This is a genomic window from Paracoccus sp. KKT209, assembly GCF_055635455.1.
Map to the genome: position 1 here is coordinate 231493 of NZ_JBVMWB010000002.1, position 22383 is coordinate 253875.

The 22383-nt window shown below is 67.4% G+C and carries 19 protein-coding genes; 16 read left to right on the plus strand and 3 right to left on the minus strand.

Translation table 11 applies throughout. From position 1 onward, the window contains the following. Positions 1-40: 40 nt before the first annotated feature. A complete protein-coding gene (locus tag ACZ2G3_RS17135) occupies positions 41-1021 on the minus strand; it encodes a glycosyltransferase family 2 protein (protein WP_470399228.1) in 981 nt (326 codons plus the stop codon). A 73-nt stretch (positions 1022-1094) separates the two neighbouring features. On the opposite strand from ACZ2G3_RS17135, the gene ACZ2G3_RS17140 reads away from it, so the two are divergent. Together ACZ2G3_RS17140 and ACZ2G3_RS17145 are read left to right on the plus strand one after the other, a co-directional pair. Continuing rightward, entirely contained in the window at positions 1095-1778 is a 684-nt protein-coding gene (locus ACZ2G3_RS17140) for a P-loop NTPase family protein (protein WP_470399229.1), read from the plus strand. Next, positions 1779-3227, plus strand: a complete 1449-nt coding sequence (locus ACZ2G3_RS17145) for a GumC domain-containing protein (RefSeq protein WP_470399230.1) — start codon at positions 1779-1781, stop codon at positions 3225-3227. A 78-nt stretch (positions 3228-3305) separates the two neighbouring features. Here the strand turns inward: ACZ2G3_RS17145 and ACZ2G3_RS17150 are convergent, their stop codons facing one another. After that, the gene (locus ACZ2G3_RS17150; protein ID WP_470399232.1) at positions 3306-4502 is read right to left on the minus strand and encodes a calcium-binding protein; all 1197 of its coding nucleotides are present in this window, start codon (positions 4500-4502) and stop codon (positions 3306-3308) included. Between the two features lie 239 nt (positions 4503-4741). Next, entirely contained in the window at positions 4742-5914 is a 1173-nt protein-coding gene (locus tag ACZ2G3_RS17155) for a glycosyltransferase family 4 protein (RefSeq protein ID WP_470399234.1), read from the minus strand. Between the two features lie 175 nt (positions 5915-6089). On the opposite strand from ACZ2G3_RS17155, the gene ACZ2G3_RS17160 reads away from it, so the two are divergent. The 14 genes from ACZ2G3_RS17160 (at position 6090) to ACZ2G3_RS17225 (ending at position 22377) form a co-directional block, all read left to right on the plus strand. After that, on the plus strand, positions 6090-7370 hold the full coding sequence (locus ACZ2G3_RS17160) for a glycosyltransferase (RefSeq protein ID WP_470399236.1): 1281 nt from the start codon (positions 6090-6092) through the stop codon (positions 7368-7370). Between the two features lie 87 nt (positions 7371-7457). Then, entirely contained in the window at positions 7458-7631 is a 174-nt protein-coding gene (locus ACZ2G3_RS17165) for a hypothetical protein (RefSeq protein ID WP_470399237.1), read from the plus strand. 1 nt (position 7632) lies between these two features. Beyond that, positions 7633-8628: an AraD1 family protein gene (gene araD1 / locus ACZ2G3_RS17170; RefSeq protein WP_470396775.1), complete on the plus strand. Its 996-nt coding sequence runs from the start codon at positions 7633-7635 to the stop codon at positions 8626-8628. Between the two features lie 9 nt (positions 8629-8637). Next, positions 8638-10380: an L-arabinonate dehydratase gene (gene araD / locus ACZ2G3_RS17175; RefSeq protein ID WP_419271709.1), complete on the plus strand. Its 1743-nt coding sequence runs from the start codon at positions 8638-8640 to the stop codon at positions 10378-10380. Next, positions 10380-11291 carry a Gfo/Idh/MocA family protein gene (locus tag ACZ2G3_RS17180; protein ID WP_470399239.1) on the plus strand — a complete coding sequence of 304 codons (912 nt, stop codon included), beginning with the start codon at positions 10380-10382 and terminating at the stop codon, positions 11289-11291. The genes araD and ACZ2G3_RS17180 overlap by 1 nt, the downstream gene beginning before the upstream one ends. Positions 11292-11301: 10 nt before the next feature. Further along, on the plus strand, positions 11302-12810 hold the full coding sequence (locus tag ACZ2G3_RS17185; protein ID WP_470399240.1) for an aldehyde dehydrogenase (NADP(+)): 1509 nt from the start codon (positions 11302-11304) through the stop codon (positions 12808-12810). 43 nt (positions 12811-12853) lie between these two features. Continuing rightward, positions 12854-13813: a galactofuranose ABC transporter, galactofuranose-binding protein YtfQ gene (gene ytfQ, locus ACZ2G3_RS17190; RefSeq protein WP_470399241.1), complete on the plus strand. Its 960-nt coding sequence runs from the start codon at positions 12854-12856 to the stop codon at positions 13811-13813. Between the two features lie 57 nt (positions 13814-13870). Further along, positions 13871-15367, plus strand: coding sequence for a sugar ABC transporter ATP-binding protein (locus ACZ2G3_RS17195; protein WP_470399243.1), 1497 nt, complete (start codon positions 13871-13873; stop codon positions 15365-15367). Next, positions 15364-16371: an ABC transporter permease gene (locus ACZ2G3_RS17200; RefSeq protein WP_470399245.1), complete on the plus strand. Its 1008-nt coding sequence runs from the start codon at positions 15364-15366 to the stop codon at positions 16369-16371. The genes ACZ2G3_RS17195 and ACZ2G3_RS17200 overlap by 4 nt, the downstream gene beginning before the upstream one ends. Further along, positions 16368-17342, plus strand: coding sequence for a galactofuranose ABC transporter, permease protein YjfF (gene yjfF / locus ACZ2G3_RS17205; RefSeq protein ID WP_470399247.1), 975 nt, complete (start codon positions 16368-16370; stop codon positions 17340-17342). Before ACZ2G3_RS17200 ends, yjfF begins: the two co-directional genes overlap by 4 nt. After that, positions 17342-18382 carry an aldose epimerase family protein gene (locus ACZ2G3_RS17210; protein ID WP_470399249.1) on the plus strand — a complete coding sequence of 347 codons (1041 nt, stop codon included), beginning with the start codon at positions 17342-17344 and terminating at the stop codon, positions 18380-18382. The genes yjfF and ACZ2G3_RS17210 overlap by 1 nt, the downstream gene beginning before the upstream one ends. Before the next feature lie 52 nt (positions 18383-18434). Next, complete coding sequence (gene arfA, locus ACZ2G3_RS17215) at positions 18435-19940, plus strand: arabinosylfuranosidase ArfA (protein ID WP_470399251.1); 1506 nt, start codon at positions 18435-18437, stop codon at positions 19938-19940. A 3-nt stretch (positions 19941-19943) separates the two neighbouring features. Continuing rightward, positions 19944-21017, plus strand: a complete 1074-nt coding sequence (locus ACZ2G3_RS17220; RefSeq protein ID WP_470399252.1) for an ABC transporter ATP-binding protein — start codon at positions 19944-19946, stop codon at positions 21015-21017. A 79-nt stretch (positions 21018-21096) separates the two neighbouring features. Next, entirely contained in the window at positions 21097-22377 is a 1281-nt protein-coding gene (locus ACZ2G3_RS17225) for an extracellular solute-binding protein (RefSeq protein ID WP_470399254.1), read from the plus strand. The last annotated feature ends 6 nt before the right edge of the window (positions 22378-22383 follow it).

Sequence of the window (22383 nt, forward strand, 5' to 3'; positions counted from 1 at the left end):
CGTGATCCGGTCCCTCAGGGGGCCGGCGCGGCCGGTTGCCCTACTTGTATTCGATGAGCGCCCCGCGCCGGCCGCCGAGTCGGTTGCGGTAGAAGTTGAGGGCGCCCATCGCCTCTGGGAACTTTCCCAGCAGGGAGAAGAAGGCGGGCGCGGCCCCCATGCGAAGCGCGAGGCGCAGGTATTGCGCCGGATAGGCCAGCAGCAACAGCAGCAGCAGAGGGTGCAGAAAGATCGCCCCCAGCACGGCCGCGGCAGGCAGGGCCAAGCCCCAGGCCAGGGCCCGGCGCGTCTCGGTGCGCCAATGCCGCTCTGGCGGGGCGCCATGCAGCGCCGCGCCTTCGGCGAATGCATGGCCGGCCCGCTTGCTGCGCTGCCACCATTGGCCAAAGCGCATCATGTTGGCGTCATGGCGGGTCATCTCGACCGGAAGCCGGCTGATGCGCCACCCTGCCGCCCGCAGGCGCACGCACATCTCGGGCTCTTCTCCGGCGATCAGCGAGTCGCGAAATCCCCCGACGCCCATGACTGCCTCGTAGCGGATCAGCATGTCGCCACCCACGGCGCGCGCCTCGCCGACGGGCGTGTCCCATTCCGCATCACACAACCGGTTATAGATCGAGCGGTCGGGATGGATCTCGCGCCGCCGGCCGGCGACGACGCCGAGACCCGGATCGCCGCGCAATGCGGTCAGCGCCGCCGGCAGCCATTCGGGCTGCAGCACGCAGTCGCCGTCCAGGAACTGCACGAAGTCAGGGGGATCACCGGCCAGCGCGGCCAGACCCGTATTGCGGGCACGTGCGGCGGTGAAGGGCAGGGACATGTCCAGCGACAGCACGGTCGCACCCCGTGCGCGCGCATGATCCGGACTGCCGTCCGTGGATCCGGAATCAACGTAGACAATGCGGCCGACCTGGTCGGACAAAGCCGAAAGACAGGCTTTCAGCCGCTCTCCCTCATTGCGGCCGATCACGACTGCGGCCACGATATTGTTTTTGACGGATGTGTTGGAAGTTGCGGACAATCTGATCTGCTTCATGCAATGCACAAGGCGATATGATACGAAAGATTGACGGGACGGAAGAAAGAAATTGGGTATGGACGGAGCTGGCAGTCACAGCAACCTGCAGGCGCAGACATGGGCGGACCTGCCCCGGATCGAGTTGCCGCAAAAGGCAGGCCTGCGTGCGGCCATCGCCGACGCGCAAAATCCCGACCGGGCGGAAGCCTATGATCTGCTGCGAACGCGCGTCCTGCCGGAGGCAAGCGCGCGCAACTGGAACCGCATCGGCGTCAGCCAGGCACGGCCGGGCCCGGCGGCGCCTCTGACGGCCCTGAACCTGGCCCTGTCCGAGGCGCGGCGCCCCGAGCGACGGGTGGTGCTGGTCGATCTGGATTTTTCGCGCCAGCCGATCCGGGCGCGCCTTGGGCAGCCCGCCCCCGCGGCGCGGCAGAGGGTTCACATGGCGCGCCTGACAGAGCAGTTGGCTCTCGTCACGATCGATGCACCGGCGGCCGAAGCTGCGACGCTGCTGCTGGACCAGACCTTCCGCATGGAACTGGAAGTCGCCCAGACCTCGCTGGCGCCGCACTTTACGATCCTGCACCTGCCCCCGGTCCTCCAAGGCGACGCCGGGCTGGCGGCTTTGCCGCTGGTCCAGTCGGTGCTGCTGGCCATCGACGGCCGCAAGGACAGGGCGGCCGATCTGCGCCGATGCGAGGCCTATGTGACCCCCAGTTGCCCCCTGCTGGGGCTGTTCCTGCATGATGGCGAGGCTTGAATGGGACCGATAGTCGGATGGCACGAGTTCATCGGAATGCTGCGGCGCCGGGGTCCGGTGATGGCCGCCATACTGGTAATCTGTATCCTGGCCGCCCTGATGATGGCCATGGCGCTGCCGCGTGCCTATCAGTCGATCGCGGTGATCCAGGTCCAGCCCACCCTGCTCAGCGGGGGGCTGGACAGCGAGGACACGGCCAACCGGCTGCGCCTCATCGAGCAGCGGATCATGGCGCGCAGCAATGTGCTGGACATGATGTCGCGCTACAACCTTTATGACGCTGCGCCCGACCTGAGCGAGGATCAGCGGGTGGGTCAGTTCCGCGAGGATGTCCGGATCAACTTCATTCCCGCAGTCGGGGGAATTCCGGGCGCCGAGATGGACGTCTCGGCCATGCAGGTGACCGTGCGGGCCGGCCGCTCGGCCGATGCCGCCAATCTTGCCAACGACATCTCGCGCCAGATCCTGTCCGGCAATGCGCAGGCCCGTGGCAGGCGGTTGGCCGAACTGATCGACACGCTGGAATCCGAGGACCGGCGCGTGCTGCAGGAGATTGCCGCGCTGGAGGCGGAGGTTGCCGCCTTCAGGAACGCCAATGTCGAGCGGATGCCGGAGAACCTGGAATATCTGATGGCCGAGCAGACGCGGCTGGAAAGCCAGCGCTCGGAGTTGATCCGATCGCTGCAGGAGCTGGAGCGGGAGCGTCTGGCCCTGGAAGTCGGGACCGCCGAAACGGGACGGCCGGCGCCGGTCGCCCAGCAACTGCGCGTCCTCGAGGTGGATCTGGCGCAGGCTCGGCGGACCCTAGCACCCGACCATCCCGAGGTGCAGCGGCTGGAGCGTGAGATCGCCTCCTTGCGTGCGGGGGAGCAGCAACTACTTGCGCCCGGACTCAGCCGGCAGGTCAACCTGATCCGCGACCAGGTCGCTGCTCTCGAACTTGAACGTGCGGATGTCGAGCGGAGACTGCCGATCGTCAAGGCCCATATCGCCGGGATCCCGGCGGTATCGGAACAGCTGGCTGACTATGCGCGGCAGCAGGCGGCGCTGGAAGTGCCCCGCGCCGCCATCGCCGAGCGCCTGTCGCAGGCCCAATTGGATCAGCGTCTGGTTTCGGGCGATTACGGGCAGCAGATGGTGCTTCTGGAAAGCGCGACCGAGGCACAGTATCCGATGAGTTCGGGCAGGCGGCGGGTCGCGGTGCTGGGCTTGGGCCTCAGCCTCGCCCTCTCGCTTCTGAGCGGTTTTGCCCTCGAAATGGCGCGGCCGGTTTTGCGAACGCGCTCCCAGGTCAAGAAGTTCCTGGGAGTCGAGCCGATCTCCATGTCGCTTTATCGGCCATCGACGCGGGCGCAATTGGTGCAACGCTTCCGGGACGTGACAAGTCTGGTCATTCTGGGCGCTGGCGGGGCGTTGGCTGCCACCATCGTCTTGCAGGGCGGCGGCTGAGCCGCCCCTTCAGACATCTTCCCAGGTGCTTCGGATGGCAAAGGGTTCCGGGAGCCAGGAAAGGCTCCCGGTCCGCGGTCAGGTAAAGTCGAAAACCCCATCCAGAAGGACGCTGTCACCGCCCCCCAGGTTCAGCATCGTCCCGTCCTGCGTCTGCGTGACGGAATAGCGCCGCCCCCCCAGATCAAGAACATCGAGGCCCTCCTCGAAGCCGTAGACGGTGTCCCGTCCGTCACCTGAGCGGAAGTTCAGCACGTCGCGATATCCGTCGCCACTGGTCCCGCCGCCGGCCCAGATCAGGTCGTCGCCCTGACCGCCACGGATCGTGTCGCTGCCCTCGCAGCCGTCGAGGGTGTCGTCGCCTAAGCTGCCGATCAGCCGGTCGTTGCCCCACCGCGTGTTGAAATTCACGCCGATGCCGGTCGACGAGACATTGGCACCGGAGGCATCAACCGTATCGTTTCCGGCATGGGTCCAGCCCAGCTCGAAACCGGCGAAGCGCAGGCTTGCCGTGTCGAACACGCCCGACCTGGCGGTTCCTGCAAAGCTGCCGCCCGCGTTGATCGCGTTGATGGTGACCGATGCCCCCTCGATCCCCACGGCGTCGTTCTGGGGGTTGAGGTCACCGCGTTTGATCCAGATGTTGATCAGGTCGTTCCCCGAGCCGCCGTAGATGGTGTCATTGCCCGGGTTGTGCAGGCTGTCACCGTTGCCCCACCGGATGTTCTCGTTGCCGGCGCCGCCATAGATCAGGTCGTTCCCGGTGCTGGAGTGGATGAAGTCGTCACCCGTGAAGGCGCGGATCGTGTCATTCCCGGACCCGCCGTCGATGATGTCGTCGTAACGCGAACCGATGATGCTGTCGTTGCCCGCCCCGGTGAAGACGGAAATGCCGTGGCCCGGCAGTCCCCGGCCGCTGGCATTCATTCCGGCGTCTCGCGCGAAGACGAAGTCGTCACCCGAGGTGCCATGGAGCCGCTCGATGCCGGTGAAGTCCAAGCTGTTCCCGCCAATCCGCACCTGGCCGCTGTCGGTCGCGGACATGGTGATGGTCGCGCCGCGGCTTCCGTCCAAAAACAGCCGGTCGCCACCCGGATTTCCGGGGCTGTAGGGGTTCGCGTCGAACCGCTCGCCGCCGGTTCCTCCGTGATAGGTATGGTTGCCCATCCCGTCGCGCCAGTAGAAGGTGTCGAGGCCTTCCAGACCCCAGACGACGTCGGACTGGCTTGTGCCCCGCAGGGCTTCGTCACTGTTCGTTCCCCAGATCGTCGGCATTGTTCCCGCCTCTTGTGAAAATTCCTTCCTCGGGAACTAGGGCAAGATGATTAGGGAAGCGTTAAGAAATTTCCGGCTCGCCACGAACGCGCGAGAAGTCGCAAGAACTGCTATCCGGCCAAGCGATATTCCGCATTAGAGCGGACATTAAGTGTACCCCCGGGATATCCGGCCCGCGACGTGGCACGCCTCTTGCCAGCCGCAGCGGCGCCTTTGTGCCACAGCCGGCGAAAAATCTCTCACCCGTGACGGATCATGTCCAGCAGGAGGCGGGCGTTCAGGCGGCGGTCGAATCGGTCCAAGGCAGTCTGTCGGGCCGCATGACCCATCCCGCGGACAAGGTCAGGGTCCGAAATCAGGCGCGACAGGCATGCGGCGATGCCCGCGATATCGCGCTGCTCAACCAGGAACCCGTCGACGCCGTCGGTGATCATGTCAGGGGTGCCGCCGATGCGCGAACAGATCACGGGCAAGCCGCAGGCCATCGCTTCCATAACCGTTACGGGCGCGGCTTCGCCTTGGCCGAAGGAACTGAGGATCAGGGCATCCGCCTCGTGCAGCAGGGTGAGGACGTCGGCCTCTCCCAGGGCGCCGGTCATCTGGACCTGGTCGGACAGGCGCAGCCGCGCGACCTCTTCCTCGATCTCCGCTCGGTCCGGACCATCGCCGGCGATCCGGTAGCGGACAGAAATGCCCCGGTCCCTCAGCATCGCCACGGCGCCAAGAGCATAGCAATGGCCCTTCATGTGGTTCAGGCGCGCGACGGTCGCGATGGTGAAGATCGCGTTCGCCGGCCGTGCGGCTGGCCGGAACCTGTCGCAATCGACGCCCATCCAGATGACCGGGGCATCTGTCGCCGGACTGACCTCGGCGATCTGCTGCGCCAGCGGACGCGTGACGGCCGCCACGAAGCGCGCGCGCGCCATCTTGGCCGCATGGTCCACGCCGTAGACGGGCAGGTCGCCATGCAGGGTCAGGCTGTAGGACAGGTCGCCGATGATCTGCGCCAGCGCGCCCAGATGGGCGGCATTGGCGCAGGAATGAATGTGAACATGCGACACCCCGTGACGGTGTGCGTCCTGGACCAGGGCCGCCGCCGAGGGGATGAGGGCCATCAGCTTCACCCGGTCCTTGGCAGGGGTTTCGGCCAGTGATCTGACATAGGCGACGGCCTGCATCATCCGCCGGGGATGGATCGCAAGCTGGGCGGTGGCGCCGATGCCGGGCGGAAAGACATAGGTCGTGCGAGCGGCAGCCTCGGCGGCAAAGGGGTGGGGGCAGGATCCCGGTGCGGGGCGACGGGTGGAATAGATCCTGACCGGCGTTCCCTCATCCTCGATGGCGCCGATCTCTCGCCAGAAGAAGGCATGCGTCTGGCCAGGGAACTCCGGAACCATATATCCAAGTGTCACCGATGATTCCTCCGACAGCCGCGGCCCGAGGGCCGGCCCCTCTCCATGCTTGGATGTGACAGGCGGCACAGGCCGGCGATGATGAACATGGTTTCGACCCGCAGCCTGCGTTACTGTCGCGCTGATTGTCGGGGTTTGGCCCGGCGGTATCAAGCACCTTTGGAAAGCGTTTTTCATGTCCCCGTTTCGACCCCGTGTTCTTGTCATAGCGGAAGCCGCCAATCCGGAATGGGTGTCGGTCCCGCTGGTGGGCTGGTCGCTGGCCTCGGCGCTGCGTCAGCGGGCGGATGTGCATATCGTGACCCAGGTGCGCAACCGTGATGCCTTCCTGCGGGCGGGCCTGATCGAGGACCGGGACTTCACCGCCATCGACAGCGAAGCCGTGGCCGCGCCGCTTTACCGGCTGGCCGAGGTGCTGCGCATGGGCAAGGGGCGTGGCTGGACGACAGTGTCCGCCATCGCGGCGCTCAGCTATCCCTATTTCGAACGGCTCCTGTGGCAGCGGTTCGGCCCCGACATCCGGGCCGGTCGCTATGACATCGTCCATCGGATCACGCCGTTGTCGCCCACGGCCTCGTCGCCTGTGGCGGCCAAGGTCGCGGCGGCGGGGGTGCCCTTCGTCCTTGGGCCGCTGAACGGGGGCGTGCCCTGGCCCAAGGGCTTCGAGGCCGAGCGCCGGCGCGAGCGCGAGTGGCTGTCCTACATCCGCGGGGTCTACAAGCTGAACCCGCAGATCCGCCGGACGCTGTCGGCGGCGTCGCTGATCATCGCCGGCTCGCGCCACACCGCCAGCGAGGTTCCCGCGGCGTTCCGGGACAAGATCGTCTGGCTGCCCGAAAACGCCATCGACCCGTCACGCTTCAACCTGGTCGCGCGGCAGGACCTGGGCCTTCCGCTGCGGGCCTGCTTTGTCGGGCGGCTGGTCCCCTACAAGGGACCGCAGATCCTGCTGGACGCCATCGCACCCTTTGCGCGGGATGGGCGGATGGTGCTGGACGTCGTGGGCGACGGGCCGATGCTGGGCGAATTGCGCGAGCAGGCGGCCCGGATCGGGATCCAGGACAAGGTCACCTTCCACGGCGCGCTGCCCCATCACCGGGTGCAGGAGATCCTGTCGGCGGCGAACCTGCTGACCTTCCCCTCAATCCGGGAATTCGGCGGCGGCGTGGTTCTGGAGGCAATGGCCCTGGGGGTGGTGCCGATGGTGGTCGACTATGCCGGGCCCGGAGAACTGGTGACGGACCAGGTCGGCTTTGCCATCCCCCTCGGCACCCGCGCAGAAATCACCGCAGGCATGACCGCGATGCTGGCACGGGTGCTGGAGGACCCTTCCGTCCTGACCGCAAAGGCCGCGGCAGCGCGACATCAGGTCCAGACCCAGTTCACCTGGGACGCAAAAGCCGCCCGGATCGTCGACCTTTATCAAGACCTGCTGGAGCGGCGCGCCCTGGCCTGACTGCCGTCGTCTCCGCCGCATCTTCGGGCGCGCGGAGCGACAGGAAGGTGGCCATTTCCGAAGGCAGATGCCGTTTCTGATATGCGGATGGCGGATTTTTTCATTTTACCATCATGTCCGGCAGTTGCTATGGTTCCTTCATGCCCGGACAATGGGCAGGGGGAAAACAAGGACAGCCACGTGACATCGGAGAACGGCCAGAGGCTCGGCTTCTCTGGCGGCTGGATTTTTGACAATGACAACAAGAACCGGGAGGCCTGAGATGTGGCTTTCGCAGCTGACGCTTGAGGACGGGACGCGTGGCGTTGCGGTGCGGGGCGATGATGGGGCGCATCTGGTGCGGGGGGTGTCCTCGACGCGGGATCTGGCGCTGGCGGCGCATGCGGCGGGGCGCGGGCTGGGGGCCGAGATCGAGGCGCGGGGCCGGGGCGCGGCGGTCGACCTGGTCGCGGCGCTGGAGGCGGGTCGGCTGCTTGTGCCGCTGGATCATCCCGACCCGGCGCATCTGCACCTGACGGGCACCGGGCTGACGCATCTGGGTTCGGCCGCGACGCGCGACGCGATGCACCAGGGCGCGGCCGAGAGCCTGGCCGAGAACGTGACCGACAGCATGAGGATGTTCCGCATGGGGCTGGAGGGCGGCAAGCCCGCGGCCGGCATCGGCGCGCAGCCGGAATGGTTCTACAAGGGCAACGGTCATGCCGCGGTCGCGCCGGGGGGGCCGCTGGTCTCGCCCGGCTTTGCCGAGGATGCGGGCGAGGAGCCCGAGATCGCGGGCCTTTACGTGATCGCCCCGGACGGGCGGCCGCTGCGGGTGGGCTTTGCCCTGGCCAACGAGTTCTCGGACCACGTGACCGAGCGCGGCAACTATCTGTGGCTGGCGCATTCCAAGCTGCGCCCGGCCAGCTTCGGCCCCGAACTGCGGGTGGGCGAACTGCCCGCGCATCTTGAGGGCACCAGCAGCCTGGTCCGCGACGGCGCCACGGTCTGGCAAAAGCCCTTCCTGTCGGGAGAGGCGAACATGTCCCACAGCCTGGCGAACCTGGAGCACCACCACTTCAAGTACGACCTGTTCCGCCAGCCGGGCGACGTGCATGTGCATTTCTTCGGCACCGCCACGCTGTCATTCGCCGACGGGATCACCGCGCGGGCGGGCGACATCTTCCGGATCGAATGCCCCGATTTCGGCCTGCCGCTGCAGAACCCGCTTTTGCAACATGATGCCGACCCGACCCCGGTCGCGGTCGCCGCCCTCTGAGGTCCGACGATGAGCTTTACCCCCGCCCCCTGGCCCCGCCGACTGCGCTCGCAGGAATGGTATGGCGGCAATTCGCGCGACACGATCTATCACCGCGGCTGGCTGAAGAACCAGGGCTATCCCCATGACCTGTTCGACGGGCGCCCGATTATCGGCATCCTGAACACCTGGTCCGAGCTGACCCCCTGCAACGGCCACCTGCGCGAACTGGCCGAGAAGGTGAAGGCGGGCGTGTGGGAGGCGGGCGGATTTCCGGTCGAGGTGCCGGTCTTTTCCGCCTCCGAGAACACCTTCCGCCCTTCCGCGATGATGTTTCGCAACCTGGCGGCGCTGGCCATCGAGGAGACGATCCGCGGCCAGCCGATGGACGGGGCGGTGCTGCTGGTCGGCTGCGACAAGACCACGCCCAGCCTGATGATGGCGGCGGCCTCCTGCGACATCCCCTCGATCGTGGTGACCGGCGGGCCGATGCTGAACGGGCATTTCCGGGGCGAGCGGGTGGGCTCGGGCACGCATCTGTGGCGCTTCAGCGAGGCGGTCAAGGCCGGGCTGATGACCCAGGACGAGTTCCTGGAGGCCGAGGCCTCCATGTCGCGATCGTCCGGGACCTGCAACACGATGGGCACGGCCAGCACCATGGCCTCGATGGCCGAGGCGCTTGGCATGGCGCTGTCGGGCAATGCCGCCATCCCGGCCGTGGACAGCCGCCGCCGGGTGATGGCGCAGATGTCGGGGCGGCGGATCGTGCAGATGGTCAAGGACGACCTCAAGCCCTCGGACATCATGACCAGGGACGCCTTCGAGAACGCGATCCGCGTGAACGGCGCCATCGGTGGGTCCACGAACGCGGTGATCCACATGCTGGCCATGGCCGGACGGGTGGGGGTCGACCTGACCCTGGACGATTGGGACCGGCTTGGCCGCGGCGTGGCCACGATCGTGAACCTGATGCCGTCGGGCCAGTACCTGATGGAGGAGTTCTTCTATGCCGGCGGCCTGCCGGTGGTGATCAAGCGCCTGGCCGAGGCGGGACAGTTGCACCGGGACGCGCTGACGGTCAGCGGCATGACGATCTGGGACGAGGTCCGCGACGTCGTGAACTGGAACGAGGAGGTGATCCTGCCCGTTGACCGGCCGCTGACGGCGCAGGGCGGCATCGCGGTGCTGAAGGGCAACTTGGCGCCTGCCGGGGCGGTGCTGAAGCCCTCGGCCGCCAGCCCGCATCTGCTGGTCCATCGCGGCCGCGCGGTCGTCTTCGAGGACATCGACGACTACAAGGCGCGCATCGAGGACGAGGACCTCGACATCGACGAGACCTGCGTCATGGTGCTGAAGAACTGCGGTCCCAAGGGCTATCCGGGCATGGCCGAGGTCGGCAACATGGGCCTGCCGCCCAAGGTGCTGCGCCGGGGCGTGACCGACATGGTGCGCATCTCGGACGCGCGGATGTCGGGGACGGCCTATGGGACGGTGGTGCTGCACACCTCGCCCGAGGCCGCGGCCGGCGGCCCGCTGGCGGTGGTGCGCTCGGGCGACATGATCGAGCTGGACGTCCCCGCCCGCCGCCTGCACCTGGACATCCCCGAGGCCGAGCTGGCCGCCCGCCTGGCCGCCTGGCAGCCCCTGCCCGATCCCCCCACCAGCGGCTATGCCTGGCTCCACCAGCAGCACGTCATGGGCGCCGACACCGGCGCAGACATGGACTTCCTCAAGGGATGCCGCGGAAACGACGTCGGAAAGGACAGCCATTGATGAAAATCGCGCTTGCAGGCATCGGGAAGATCGCGCTGGACCAGCATGTCCCGGCGCTTGCCACCAGCGGCGACTGGACCCTGGCTGCCACGGTCTCGCGGCATGGCTCGGTGCCCGGCGTTCCCGCCTTCGGCGACATCGCCGACATGCTGGAGGCGCATCCCGATGTCGAGGCTGTCAGCCTGTGCCTGCCGCCGGTGCCGCGCTTTGCGGCGGCGGTGGCGGTGCTGAAGGCGGGGCGCCACCTGATGCTGGAAAAGCCCCCCGGCGCGACCCTGTCCGAAGTGCATGCCCTGCAGGGCATGGCGCAGTCCGCGGGCGTCACGATCTTTGCCACATGGCATTCGCGCATGGCCCACGCGGTCGCGGCGGCAAAGGCATGGCTGTCCGATCGGACCGTGCTGGACGGCCGGATCACCTGGCGCGAGGACGTGCGCAAGTGGCATCCGGGCCAGGACTGGATCTTCGAAGCGGGGGGTATGGGCGTTTTCGACCCCGGCATCAACGCCCTGTCGATCCTGACCGAGATCCTGCCCCGTCCCGTCCACCTGCTGGGCGCCGAACTGGACGTCCCGGCCAACCGCCAGGCGCCCATCGCGGCCCGCCTGTCCCTGTCGCAGGGGATCGAGGCCGATTTCGACTTTCGCCAGGAAGGTCCGCAGACCTGGGACATGGAGTTCCGGACCGACCGGGGCCACCTGGCCCTGCGCAGCGGCGGCAACGTGCTGGAGATCGACGGCAAGGCCGCCGGGGGGCAGGACAGCATCATGGGCGAATATCCCGCCCTTTATGCACACATGGCGCAGCTTGTGCGCCAAGGCCGCGCGGATGTCGATCTGGCGCCGATGGTGCTGGTCGCCGACGCATTCACCCTGGGTCGACGCTCCACCGTCGATCCGTTCGAATTCTGAAGGAACACCGATGACCTATACTCCCCATGGCAAGCACCTGATCGCGGGCGAATGGCTGGGCGGCGAGAGCCGGTTCTATTCCTCCCCGGCGCAGGGGCCGGCACATGAGTTCGCCTCGGGAACGCCCGACCTGGTGGACCGTGCCGTCCGTGCCGCCGAGGAGGCATTCCCGACCTTTGCGGCAACCAGCCGCGAACAGCGCGCGGCCTTCCTGGAGGCCATCGCCGACGAGATCGAATCCCGCGCCGAGGAGATCACCCGCATCGGCACGCAGGAAACCGGCCTGCCCGAGGCGCGCCTGCAGGGCGAGCGCGGCCGCACCAGCGGTCAGCTGCGGCTGTTCGCCAGCCACATCCGCGACGGCGCCTATCTGGACCGCCGCCATGACGCCGCCTTGCCCGACCGCCAGCCGCTGCCGCGCCCGGACCTGCGGATGATCCAGCGCCCGATCGGCCCCGTGGCGGTCTTTGGCGCCTCGAACTTTCCCCTGGCCTTCTCGACGGCCGGCGGGGACACTGCCTCGGCACTGGCGGCGGGCTGCCCGGTGGTCCTGAAGGGCCACCCGGCCCATCCCGGCACCGGAGAGGTCATCGCCACGGCCATCCATGCCGCCATCCGCAAATGCGGCATGCCGGGTGGCGTCTTTTCCTTCCTCCATGGCGACAGCCACGAGGTCGGGCAGGCGCTGGTCCAGCATCCGCTGATCAAGGCCGTGGGCTTCACCGGCAGCCTGCGGGGCGGGCGGGCGCTGTTCGACCTCTGCGCGGCCCGGCCCGAGCCGATCCCGTTCTTTGGCGAACTGGGCAGCATCAACCCTTGCTTCCTTTTGTCCCATGCCCTGCAGGCGCGGGGGGCGCAGATCGCGCAGGGCTGGGTCGGCAGCCTGACCATGGGCGCAGGACAGTTCTGCACCAATCCCGGCCTGCTGGTCCTGCCCGAAGCTGACGCCGACGCCTTTGTCGCTGAGGCCCGGCAGGCGCTGCAGGACAGCCCCGCGCAGGTCATGCTGACCGACGGCATCGCGGCGGCCTATCGCGACGGGACCGCGCGCATCGCCGGTCTGGCCGAGCCCGTCATGGCCGCCGACAGCGAAGGCCGCAATGCCCGGCCGGCGGTTTTCCGCACCACCGCAGCCGCCTTCCTGGCCGATCATGCGCTTGGCGAAGAGGTTTTCGGGCCGCTTGGCCTGATCGTGACGGTGGCCTCTGATGACGAGATGATGGACGTGGCGCGCGGCCTGGAGGGGCAGCTGACCATCACCCTGCAGATGGAGGAGGGGGACACCCCGCTGGCCGCCCGGCTGATGCCGGTGCTGGAACGCAAAGCGGGCCGGGTGCTGGCCAATGGCTGGGCCACGGGCGTCGAGGTTGCGGATGCCATGGTTCATGGCGGCCCCTACCCGGCATCGACGAATTTCGGCGCGACCAGTGTCGGGACCTTGGCGATCCGCCGCTTCCTGCGGCCGGTCTGCTTCCAGAACATCCCCGAGGCCCTGCTGCCGAAAGACTTGCGCGACTGAGGGAGACGGGCGCGCGACAACGACCAACAAGGAGGAGGAAAAGATGAGAAGAGCATTCCTGATGACCTCGGCCGCAGCCTTGGCGATGTCCGCCACGATGGCGATGGCCGAGGGAGAGACCGTCGGCTTTTCCCAGATCGGGTCGGAATCCGGTTGGCGCGCCGCCGAAACCACGCTGACCCGGCAGCAGGCCGAGGAGCGCGGCATCCAGCTGCAATTCTCGGACGCGCAGCAGCGGCAGGAAAACCAGATCGCGGCGATCCGGTCCTTCATCGCGCAGGGCGTGGACGCGATCCTGCTGGCCCCCGTGGTGGCGACAGGATGGGATTCGGTTCTGGAAGAGGCCAAGGAGGCCGAGATCCCGGTCGTGCTGCTGGACCGCAAGGTCGACAGCAGCGAGGACCTGTATCTGACCGCCGTGGGTTCGGACCTGGTCCACGAGGGCGAGGTGGCCGGTCAGTGGCTGGCCGATCAGGTGGCCGGCAAGGACTGCCGCATCGTCGAGCTGCAGGGCACGACCGGCTCCAGTCCCGCCATCGACCGCAAGACCGGCTTCGAGACCGCAATCGCAAGCCACGACAACCTGGAGATCGTGCGCAGCCAGACCGGCGACTTTACCCGCGCGCAGGGCAAGGAGGTCATGGAAAGCTTCCTTCAGGCCGAGAATGGCGGCAAGGACATCTGCGCGCTCTATGCCCATAACGACGACATGGCCGTGGGCGCGATCCAGGCCATCAAGGAGGCCGGCCTGAAGCCGGGCGAGGACATCCTGGTCGTGTCGATCGATGCCGTGCCCGACATCTTTCAGGCAATGGCGGCGGGCGAGGCCAATGCGACGGTCGAGCTGACGCCCAACATGGCCGGACCGGCCTTTGATGCGCTGGCCGCCTACTGGGCCGACGGAACCGAGCCGCCGAAGTTCATCCAGACGGAATCGAAGCTCTATACCGCCGCCGATGATCCTCAGGGCGAATACGACCGCCGCAAGGACCTGGGCTACTGACAGCCGAAGGCCGGGGCGCCATGGCGCGGCCCGGCCCTTGTCCACCGGGGGTCCTTCATGCTGCTTTCCATCCGATCTCTGACCAAGACCTTTCCCGGCACGCGGGCGCTGGACCAGGTCGATCTGGACATCGCTGCGGGCGAGGTCCACGCCCTGCTGGGGGAAAACGGCGCCGGCAAGTCCACACTGATCAAGTGCCTGACCGGGGCCTATCGGCGTGACGGCGGCACGATCACGATGGACGGGGCGCCGATCGACCCCCGCTCGACGCTGGAGGCGCGGCAGCTGGGCATCGGCACCGTCTATCAGGAGGTCAACCTGCTGCCCAACCTGACGGTCGCCCAGAACCTGATGTTCGGCGCCGAGCCGCGCCGCATGGGCCTGATCGACGGCCGCGCCATGCGGCGCGAGGCCGACCGGCTGCTGCGCCAGTACGGGCTGGAGATCGATGTCGGCCGCGACCTTGGCACCTATTCCGTGGCCATCCAGCAGATCGTGGCCATCGCACGCGCGGTGGCGCAGTCGGGCAAGGTGCTGATCCTGGACGAGCCGACCGCCAGCCTGGACCGGCGCGAGGTCGAGATGGTCTTTGACGTGGTGCGCGGGCTGCGCGATCGCGGCCTGGGGATCATCTTCGTGTCGCATTTCCTGGACCAGGTGTTCGAGCTGACCGACCGTGTCACCATCCTGCGCAACGGCCGCAAGATCGTGACCGAGGCCACGGCCCGCCTGGACCGCATGTCGCTGATCCAGCACATGCTGGGCCGTGATCTGGACCATGCCGCCCCGGCGACGCGCGGCCCCGATGCCGCCGCAGCGCCTGCCATGCTGCACATCGACGGGCTGGGGCGGGCAGGCGTGATCGAACCCTTCGACCTGATTGTGGGGCAGGGCGAGGTCGTGGGGCTGGCGGGTCTTCTGGGGTCCGGGCGGACCGAGACGGCCGAGCTGCTGTTCGGCCTGCGTCCGGCGCAGACCGGCACGGTGCGGGACGCCGACGGCGCGGTCGATCTGCGCAGTCCGCGCGCCGCCATCGCCGCCGGCTTCGGCTTTGCGCCCGAGGATCGCAAGACCGACGGCATCGTGGGCGACCTGTCCATCCGCGAGAACATTGTCCTGGCGTTGCAGGCCCGGCGCGGCTGGTCGCGCCCGATCCCGCGGGCCGAGCAGAACCAGCTGGCCGACGACTATATCCGCCGCCTCGATATCCGCACCTCGGACCGGGAGAAGGCCATCGGCGAGCTGTCGGGCGGGAACCAGCAGAAGGCCGTTTTGGCGCGCTGGCTGGCCATGAACCCGCTCTTTCTGATCCTGGACGAGCCGACGCGGGGCATTGACGTCGGCGCCCATGCCCAGATCCTGCGCCTGATCCGCACGCTGACGGCACAGGGCATGTCGGTCCTGGTGATCAGCAGCGAGATCGACGAGCTTGTGACCGTGGCCGACCGGGTGATCGTGCTGCGCGACCGGCGTCACGTGGCGCAGCTGACAGGCCAGCAGGTCACCGGCGACCAGATCATGCGCGCCATCGCCCAAGAGGGGGCCGCGGCATGACCTTCCTGTCCCGCATCGCCCCCCAGTTGCTGGCCCTGGCGGCGCTGATTGCCCTGATCTCGGTCTTCTATCCCGGCTTTTTGTCGATCCAGGTGAATGACGGGCGGCTGGTCGGGCCGGTCATCGACGTGTTGAAACGCGGGGCGCCCGTCGCCCTGCTGGCGATCGGCATGACGCTGGTGATCGCGACGCGCGGCATCGACCTGTCGGTCGGCGCCATCATGGCGATCTGCGGCGCCACGGCGGCCGGGACCGTCGCGGCGGGGCAGGGGCCTGTGGTCGCACTGCTGGCGGCCTTGGCGGCAGGGGCGGCGGCGGGCCTGTGGAACGGGGTGCTGGTCGCGGTCGTGGGCATCCAGCCCTTCGTGGCCACGCTGATCCTGATGACCATGGGCCGGGGCATCGCGCAGCTGATCACCGAAGGGCGCATCCTGACCTTCAGCGATGCCGGCTTGGCCTGGCTGGGATCGGGGACGGCCCTGGGCGTCCCGGTCCCTACTCTTATCTGGATCCTGACCGCCTGTGTTGTGACCCTGGTCATCCGGCGCAGCGCTCTTGGCCTGCTGATCGAGGCGGTGGGCGTCAACCGCCGCGCCTCGGCCCTGGCGGGCGTCAACGCAACGGTGCTGCTGATCGCGGTCTATGTCGCCTCGGGGGTGTGCGCAGCGCTGGCCGGGATCATCGTCACCGCCGACATCCGCGGGGCCGACGCCAACAACGCCGGCCTGTGGCTGGAGCTGGACGCCATCCTGGCTGTCGTCATCGGGGGCAATTCGCTGCTGGGCGGGCGCTTTTCGGTGGCGGCCTCGGTCCTGGGGGCGCTGATCATCCAGACCATCGGGACCGGCATCCTGCTGGCCGGGTTTCCGTCGGAATACAACCTCGTCATCAAGGCGGGGCTGGTCCTGGTGATCCTGATCCTGCAATCGCCCCGCATCGCGGGGGAATGGCGGCTGTGGCGCGACAGCCACCGCATCCAAGCCGTCGAGCGGAGCCGGACATGAACACCCGCGCCCTTCCTCTTTACGCCACGATCGTCATCTTCCTGCTGGCCTGGCTGCTCAGCTGGATGCAGTTTCCCAACATCCTGTCCACGCGGGTGATCGGCAACCTGCTGACGGACAATGCCTATCTGGGCATCGTCGCAGTGGGCATGACGCTGGTGATCCTGTCGGGCGGGATCGACCTGTCGGTGGGATCGGTCATCGCCTTTTCGGGCGTGCTGATCGCCGTCCTTCTGCGCGACACGGGCCTTCACCCGCTGGTCGTCTTGGCCGGCGTCCTGGCACTGACCACGGCCTTCGGGGCCGGGATGGGGTTCCTGATCCACAGGCTGGCAATGCCGGCCTTCATCGTCACGCTGGCGGGGATGTTCCTGGCGCGCGGCGGGGCCTACATGCTGTCGATCCAGTCCGTCCCGATCACGCATCCCTTCTACAAGACCCTGCGCGACGCCTATTACCTGATGCCGGGCAAGGGACGGCTAACGCTGATCGGGGTGCTGATGCTGGCCGTCGTCGCCCTGGGCATGGTCATCGCCCATCGCACCCGCTTTGGAACCAGCCTTTATGCCCTTGGCGGGGGCGAGCAGACCGCCCGGCTGATGGGCGTCCGGCAGGGGCAGACGACGGTGCTGGTTTATGCCTTTTCGGGGCTGATGGCGGGGCTCTCGGGGGTCGTCTTCTCGGTCTATACCGGCTCGGGCTATGCGTTGGCGACGGTGGGGACCGAGCTGACCGCGATTGCTGCGGTCGTCATCGGCGGCACCCTCCTCAGCGGGGGCGCGGGCTATGTCTTTGGCACGCTGGTGGGCGTCCTGACCATGGGGCTGATCCAGACCTACATCGTCTTCGACGGCAGCCTGTCCAGCTGGTGGACCAAGATCGTCATCGGCCTGCTGCTGCTGGCCTTCATCCTGCTGCAAAAGGGCCTGCTGACGTTGTCGGGCCGCAGCCTGCGCAAAGGTGCCGCATGATGCTTTCTCCTTCCTCCCGCCCCGAACCCTTCGGCACCCTTCCCGATGGCCGCCAGGTCGACTGCGTGATGCTGAGCGGCGGCGGGCTGACCGCGCGGGTGCTGACCCTGGGCGCCATCGTGCAGGATCTGCGGATGGAGGGGGTCGCCCATCCGCTGGTCCTGGGCTGCCCGGACGTGGCGGATTACCTCGACAAGGCCCGCTATTTCGGGGCCATCGTCGGGCGCGTCGCAAACCGGATCGGCGGGGGGACATTCCGGCTGGACGGGCAGACCTATCGGACCAGCACCAACTTTCGCGGGCGCCACCTGCTGCATGGCGGGGCCGAGGGGACGGATGTGCAACTGTGGCAGATCGGCGATCTGTCGCCGGATGCCGTGACCCTGACCCTGACCCTGCCCGACGGCGACATGGGCTTTCCCGGCAACCTGCAGATCAGCGCCACCCTGCGGCTGGCGCAGGGGGCCCTGCAGATCGACCTGTCGGCCCGCTGCGACAAGGCGACCCCCTGCAACCTGACCCATCACGGCTATTTCGACGTCGACGGCCGGGGGGACGTGCGTGACCAGATCCTGAGCATCGACGCGCAGCATTACCTGCCGGTCGACGACGACCTCATCCCCACCGGAGAGGTTCGGCCGGTCATCGGCACGCCCCTGGATTTCCGCAGGCCGCGCCCGATCGGCGCCTTCGGCTTCGATCACAACTTCTGCCTGTCGGACAGCCCGCAGCCCCTGCGGCCGGTCGCGCGGCTGACCGGGCAGGAGGGTCTGTCGCTGGAGGTCCTGACCACCTGCTGCGGGCTGCAGCTTTATGACGGCGCGCATCTCGATGGCGTGCCGGGGCTGGAGGGGCGCGTCTATGGCCCCCATGCCGGCCTGGCGCTGGAGGCGCAGCACTGGCCGGATGCCGTGAACCATCCGGACTTTCCGGACATGATCCTGCGGCCGGGCGAAACCGCGTCTTCCACCACCTTGTACCGCTTCGGACGGCAAGCGGCGCGGTCCGAAAAGCCGCGGCAGGGGGTGAATAATGATTGACATGTTGGGCCAGATGGGGCCAATTTGTAGGACAAATTAGGAGGAGGATCCGATGCGGATCACTGCCGCGATCCATCGCGCATTCGAAATCAGCCAGATCGACGACCGCCTGTATGCCGCTTTCATCGAGCACATGGGCCGGGCGATCTATTCCGGCATCTACGAGCCCGGTCACGCCCAGGCCGACGAGCATGGCTTTCGCCGCGACGTGGCGGCGATGGTGCGGGACCTGAAGATCCCTGCGATCCGCTATCCGGGCGGCAATTTCGTCTCGGCCTACAACTGGGAAGACGGGATCGGGCCCAAGGAAGACCGCCCCGTGCGGCTGGACCTGGCGTGGCGCAGCAAGGAGAGCAACCAGGTCGGGATCAACGAATTCGCCATCTGGGCCAGGGACCTGGGCATCGACATGATGCTGGCGGTGAACCTGGGGTCGCGCGGGATCTCGGACGCGCGCAACTTCATGGAATACGTCAACCACCCCTCGGGCACCTACTGGTCCGATCTTCGCCGCAGCCACGGGGTCGAGGAACCCTACAACGTCAAGATGTGGTGCCTGGGCAACGAGATGGACGGCCCCTGGCAGATCGGCCACAAGGAGGCCAAGGAATACGGCCGCCTGGCCGACGAAACCGCCAAGGCGCTGCGCCAGCTGACCCCGGGCGCCGAGATGATCGTCTGCGGCTCCTCCAACGACGAGATGCCGACCTATCCGGACTGGGAGCGGGGCGTGCTGGAAGAGTGCTACGAGAACGTCGACTACATCTCGCTGCACAAGTATTTCGGGAATTCCAGCCGCGACACGCTGAACTTCTTTGGCAAGGTCGAGGAGACCGGCCGCTACATCCAGGCCATCGGCGGCGTGATCGACTTCGTCAAGGCCAAGAAGCGCGCCAAGAACGACGTCCACATCTGCTTCGACGAATGGAACGTCTGGTATCACAAGCGCGAGCAGGATTCGAAGAACTGGAAAAGCTGGGACTGGCCCGAGGCGCCCGAACTGCTGGAGGAGGATTATACCTTCGAGGACACGCTGTTCATCGCCTGCCTGCTGAACGAATTCATCCGCCGGTCGGACCGCGTCAAGATCGCCTGCATCGCGCAGCTGGTCAACGTGATCGCCCCGATCCGGGCCGACCGCGACGGGCTGGCCTGGCGGCAGTCGATCTACTGGCCCTATCAGCTGGCCTCGCTCTATGGTCGCGGCACGGCGCTGCGGGTGTCGGTGGACGGGCCCACCTATGACTGCAACGCGGCCGACGACGTGCCCTACATGGACATCGCGGCGACACATGATACCGCCGCCTCCACCGTCACGCTGTTCATCGTGAACCGCCACCTGACCGAAACCGCCGACCTGCGCCTGTCGCTGACCGGGTTCGAGGGCGCGTCGGTCATCGACCACCAGGTGATCGCGGGCCACGAGCTGATGGCCACCAACGGTCCCGGGAACGAGGCGATCGCGCCGGCCAAGGGCAGCGGCGTGGCGATCGAGGACGGCAGCCTCTGCGGCAAGCTGGCGGCCCTGTCCTATCATGTGGTCCGGTTGAAGGTGTAACCCATGTCCGGCGTCAAGCTGACCAACGTGAAGAAGATGTTCGGCGCCCATGCCGTCATCAAGGACGTCTCGCTGGAGGTTCCCAAGGGCGAATTCGGCGTCTTCGTGGGCCCCTCGGGCTGCGGCAAATCCACCCTTCTGCGGATGATCGCGGGGCTGGAGGAAACCAGCGGCGGCCGGATCGAGATCGGCGGCCGCGACGTCACGGAGGTCGAGCCGGCCAAGCGCGGCGTGGCGATGGTGTTCCAGTCCTATGCACTCTATCCGCACCTGAGCGTGGCCGAGAACATGGGCTTTTCGCTGCGTCTGTCCCGCGCGCCCCGTGCCGAGCGCGAGGAGAAGGTGCGCGAGGCGGCGCGCATCCTTCAGCTGACCGACCACCTGGAGAAAAAGCCGTCGGACCTGTCGGGCGGACAGCGTCAGCGGGTCGCCATCGGGCGCGCCATTGTCCGCCAGCCCGAGGTGTTCCTGTTCGACGAACCCCTGTCGAACCTGGATGCCGAGTTGCGCGTGCAGATGCGGCTGGAGCTGACGCGCCTGCACCGCCAGATCGGCGCGACCATGATCTATGTGACCCATGACCAGGTCGAGGCGATGACGCTGGCCGACGACATCTTCGTGCTGAAGGGCGGCCATGTCATGCAGGCGGGCCGGCCGCTTGGCCTTTATGACAATCCCGACAACCGCTTCGTGGCGGGCTTCATCGGCTCTCCGGCGATGAACTTCGTCGATGCGGTGGTGACGGCCAGCGACGCCACCGGCATCACAGCCCGGGCCGAGGAGGGGGAACTGCACGCGGCCCTGGGCGGCCCCAAGCCGGCCGTCGGCGCGCGCGTGGTGCTGGGCATCCGCCCCGAGCATCTGTCGCCGGTCGAGGCGGGCGGCCTGCCGGTCACGGTCGAGGTGGCCGAGGAGCTGGGCGGCAGCTCATTCGTCCATTCCCGCTCGGCCTCGGGGGCGGACATCGTGTTCGAACGCCGCGGCAGCCGGGACAGCCTGGAGGGGCACCGCATCCGCCTCGGCGCACCGGCCGACAAGGTCTTCGCCTTCCTGCCAGAGGGCGGACGATTGCGCTGAGGGGTCGCCGTTGGGGGCGGCTACATCGGGGACGGATGCGGGCCACCGCGCCGCCAGATTCAACAAGGAGGAGGACAAGATGAAACTGACGACATTTGTATCCGCGATCGCCCTGGCGGCCGGGCTGGCCCTGCCGGCCGCGGCGCAGCAGACCGTGACCTGGTGGGACTTCTTCGCCGGCGGCGACGGGGTCCGCATGAAGGCGCTGATCAACCAGTTCAACGAGGAACATCCCGACATCCAGATCAACGGCACCACCCTGGAATGGGGCGTGCCCTTCTATACCAAGATCCGCACCTCGGCCGCGGTGGGGCAGGGGCCCGACCTGATGACCTATCACCTGTCGCGCATGCCGCTGGCGCTGAGCGAGGGCGTCCTGACGCCGATCACCCCCGAGGACCTGGAAACCGCAGGGCTGAGCGAAGGCGACTTCTTCGAGACCGCCCTGCAGGCGGCCAAGGGGCCGGACGGCACGCTTTATGCCGTGCCCTTCGACATCCATTCCATCGTGCTCTACTACAACAAGTCCTTCCTGGAAGGAACGCGGTTCCTGGATGCGGAGGGCAACCTGACCGGCATCGAGAGCGTCGCCGACTTTGAGGAGGCCATGCAGGCCGCCGCCGACAACGGCTCGGAAACGCCCGTCACCTATGCCACCGGCGATGACGGCGGCGTTTATCGCGTCTTCTACACGCTGCTGTCGCAGCAGGGCGGGACGCTGATCTCGGAGGATGGCGAGGTCCTGCCGGGCGACAGCACCGAGAAGGCCGTCAAGGCCATCGAGATCATGACCAAATGGCACGAAGAGGGCTGGCAGCCCGAGCAGGCCCTGTACGAGGCCTCGGTCGCGCTGTTCACCTCGGGGAAAAGCGCCTTCCAGCTGAACGGGGTCTGGGAGGTGCCGACGATGAAAGACCTGCACGAGTCCGGCAAGCTGGGCTTTGAATGGGGCGCGGTCGAGGTTCCCAAGCTGATGGACACCCAGACCACCTGGGCCGACAGCCATGCCTGGGCCATCCCGATCCAGGGCCAGACCGAGATGGACCCCGAAAAGCGCGATGCCGTCATGGAGGTCATCGGCTGGATGGAAAAGCACGCCATCCAGTGGGCCGATGCGGGCCATATCCCTGCTTATCGCCCCGTCGCCGAAAGCGACGAGTTCAAGCAGATGCAGCCGAACGCGACCTATTCCTCGCTGGCGGATGACGCGACCTACGATCCCCGCAGCGAAGTCTCGGGCGTGGCCTCGCCCTCCTACGATGCGGCGCAGAACATCATCTCGCCCGCCATCCACGGCTACATGACGCCTGAAGAGGCCGTGGAGCAGGTCAAGTCCGAGCTCCAGTCCCGGATGCGCTGATCCCCC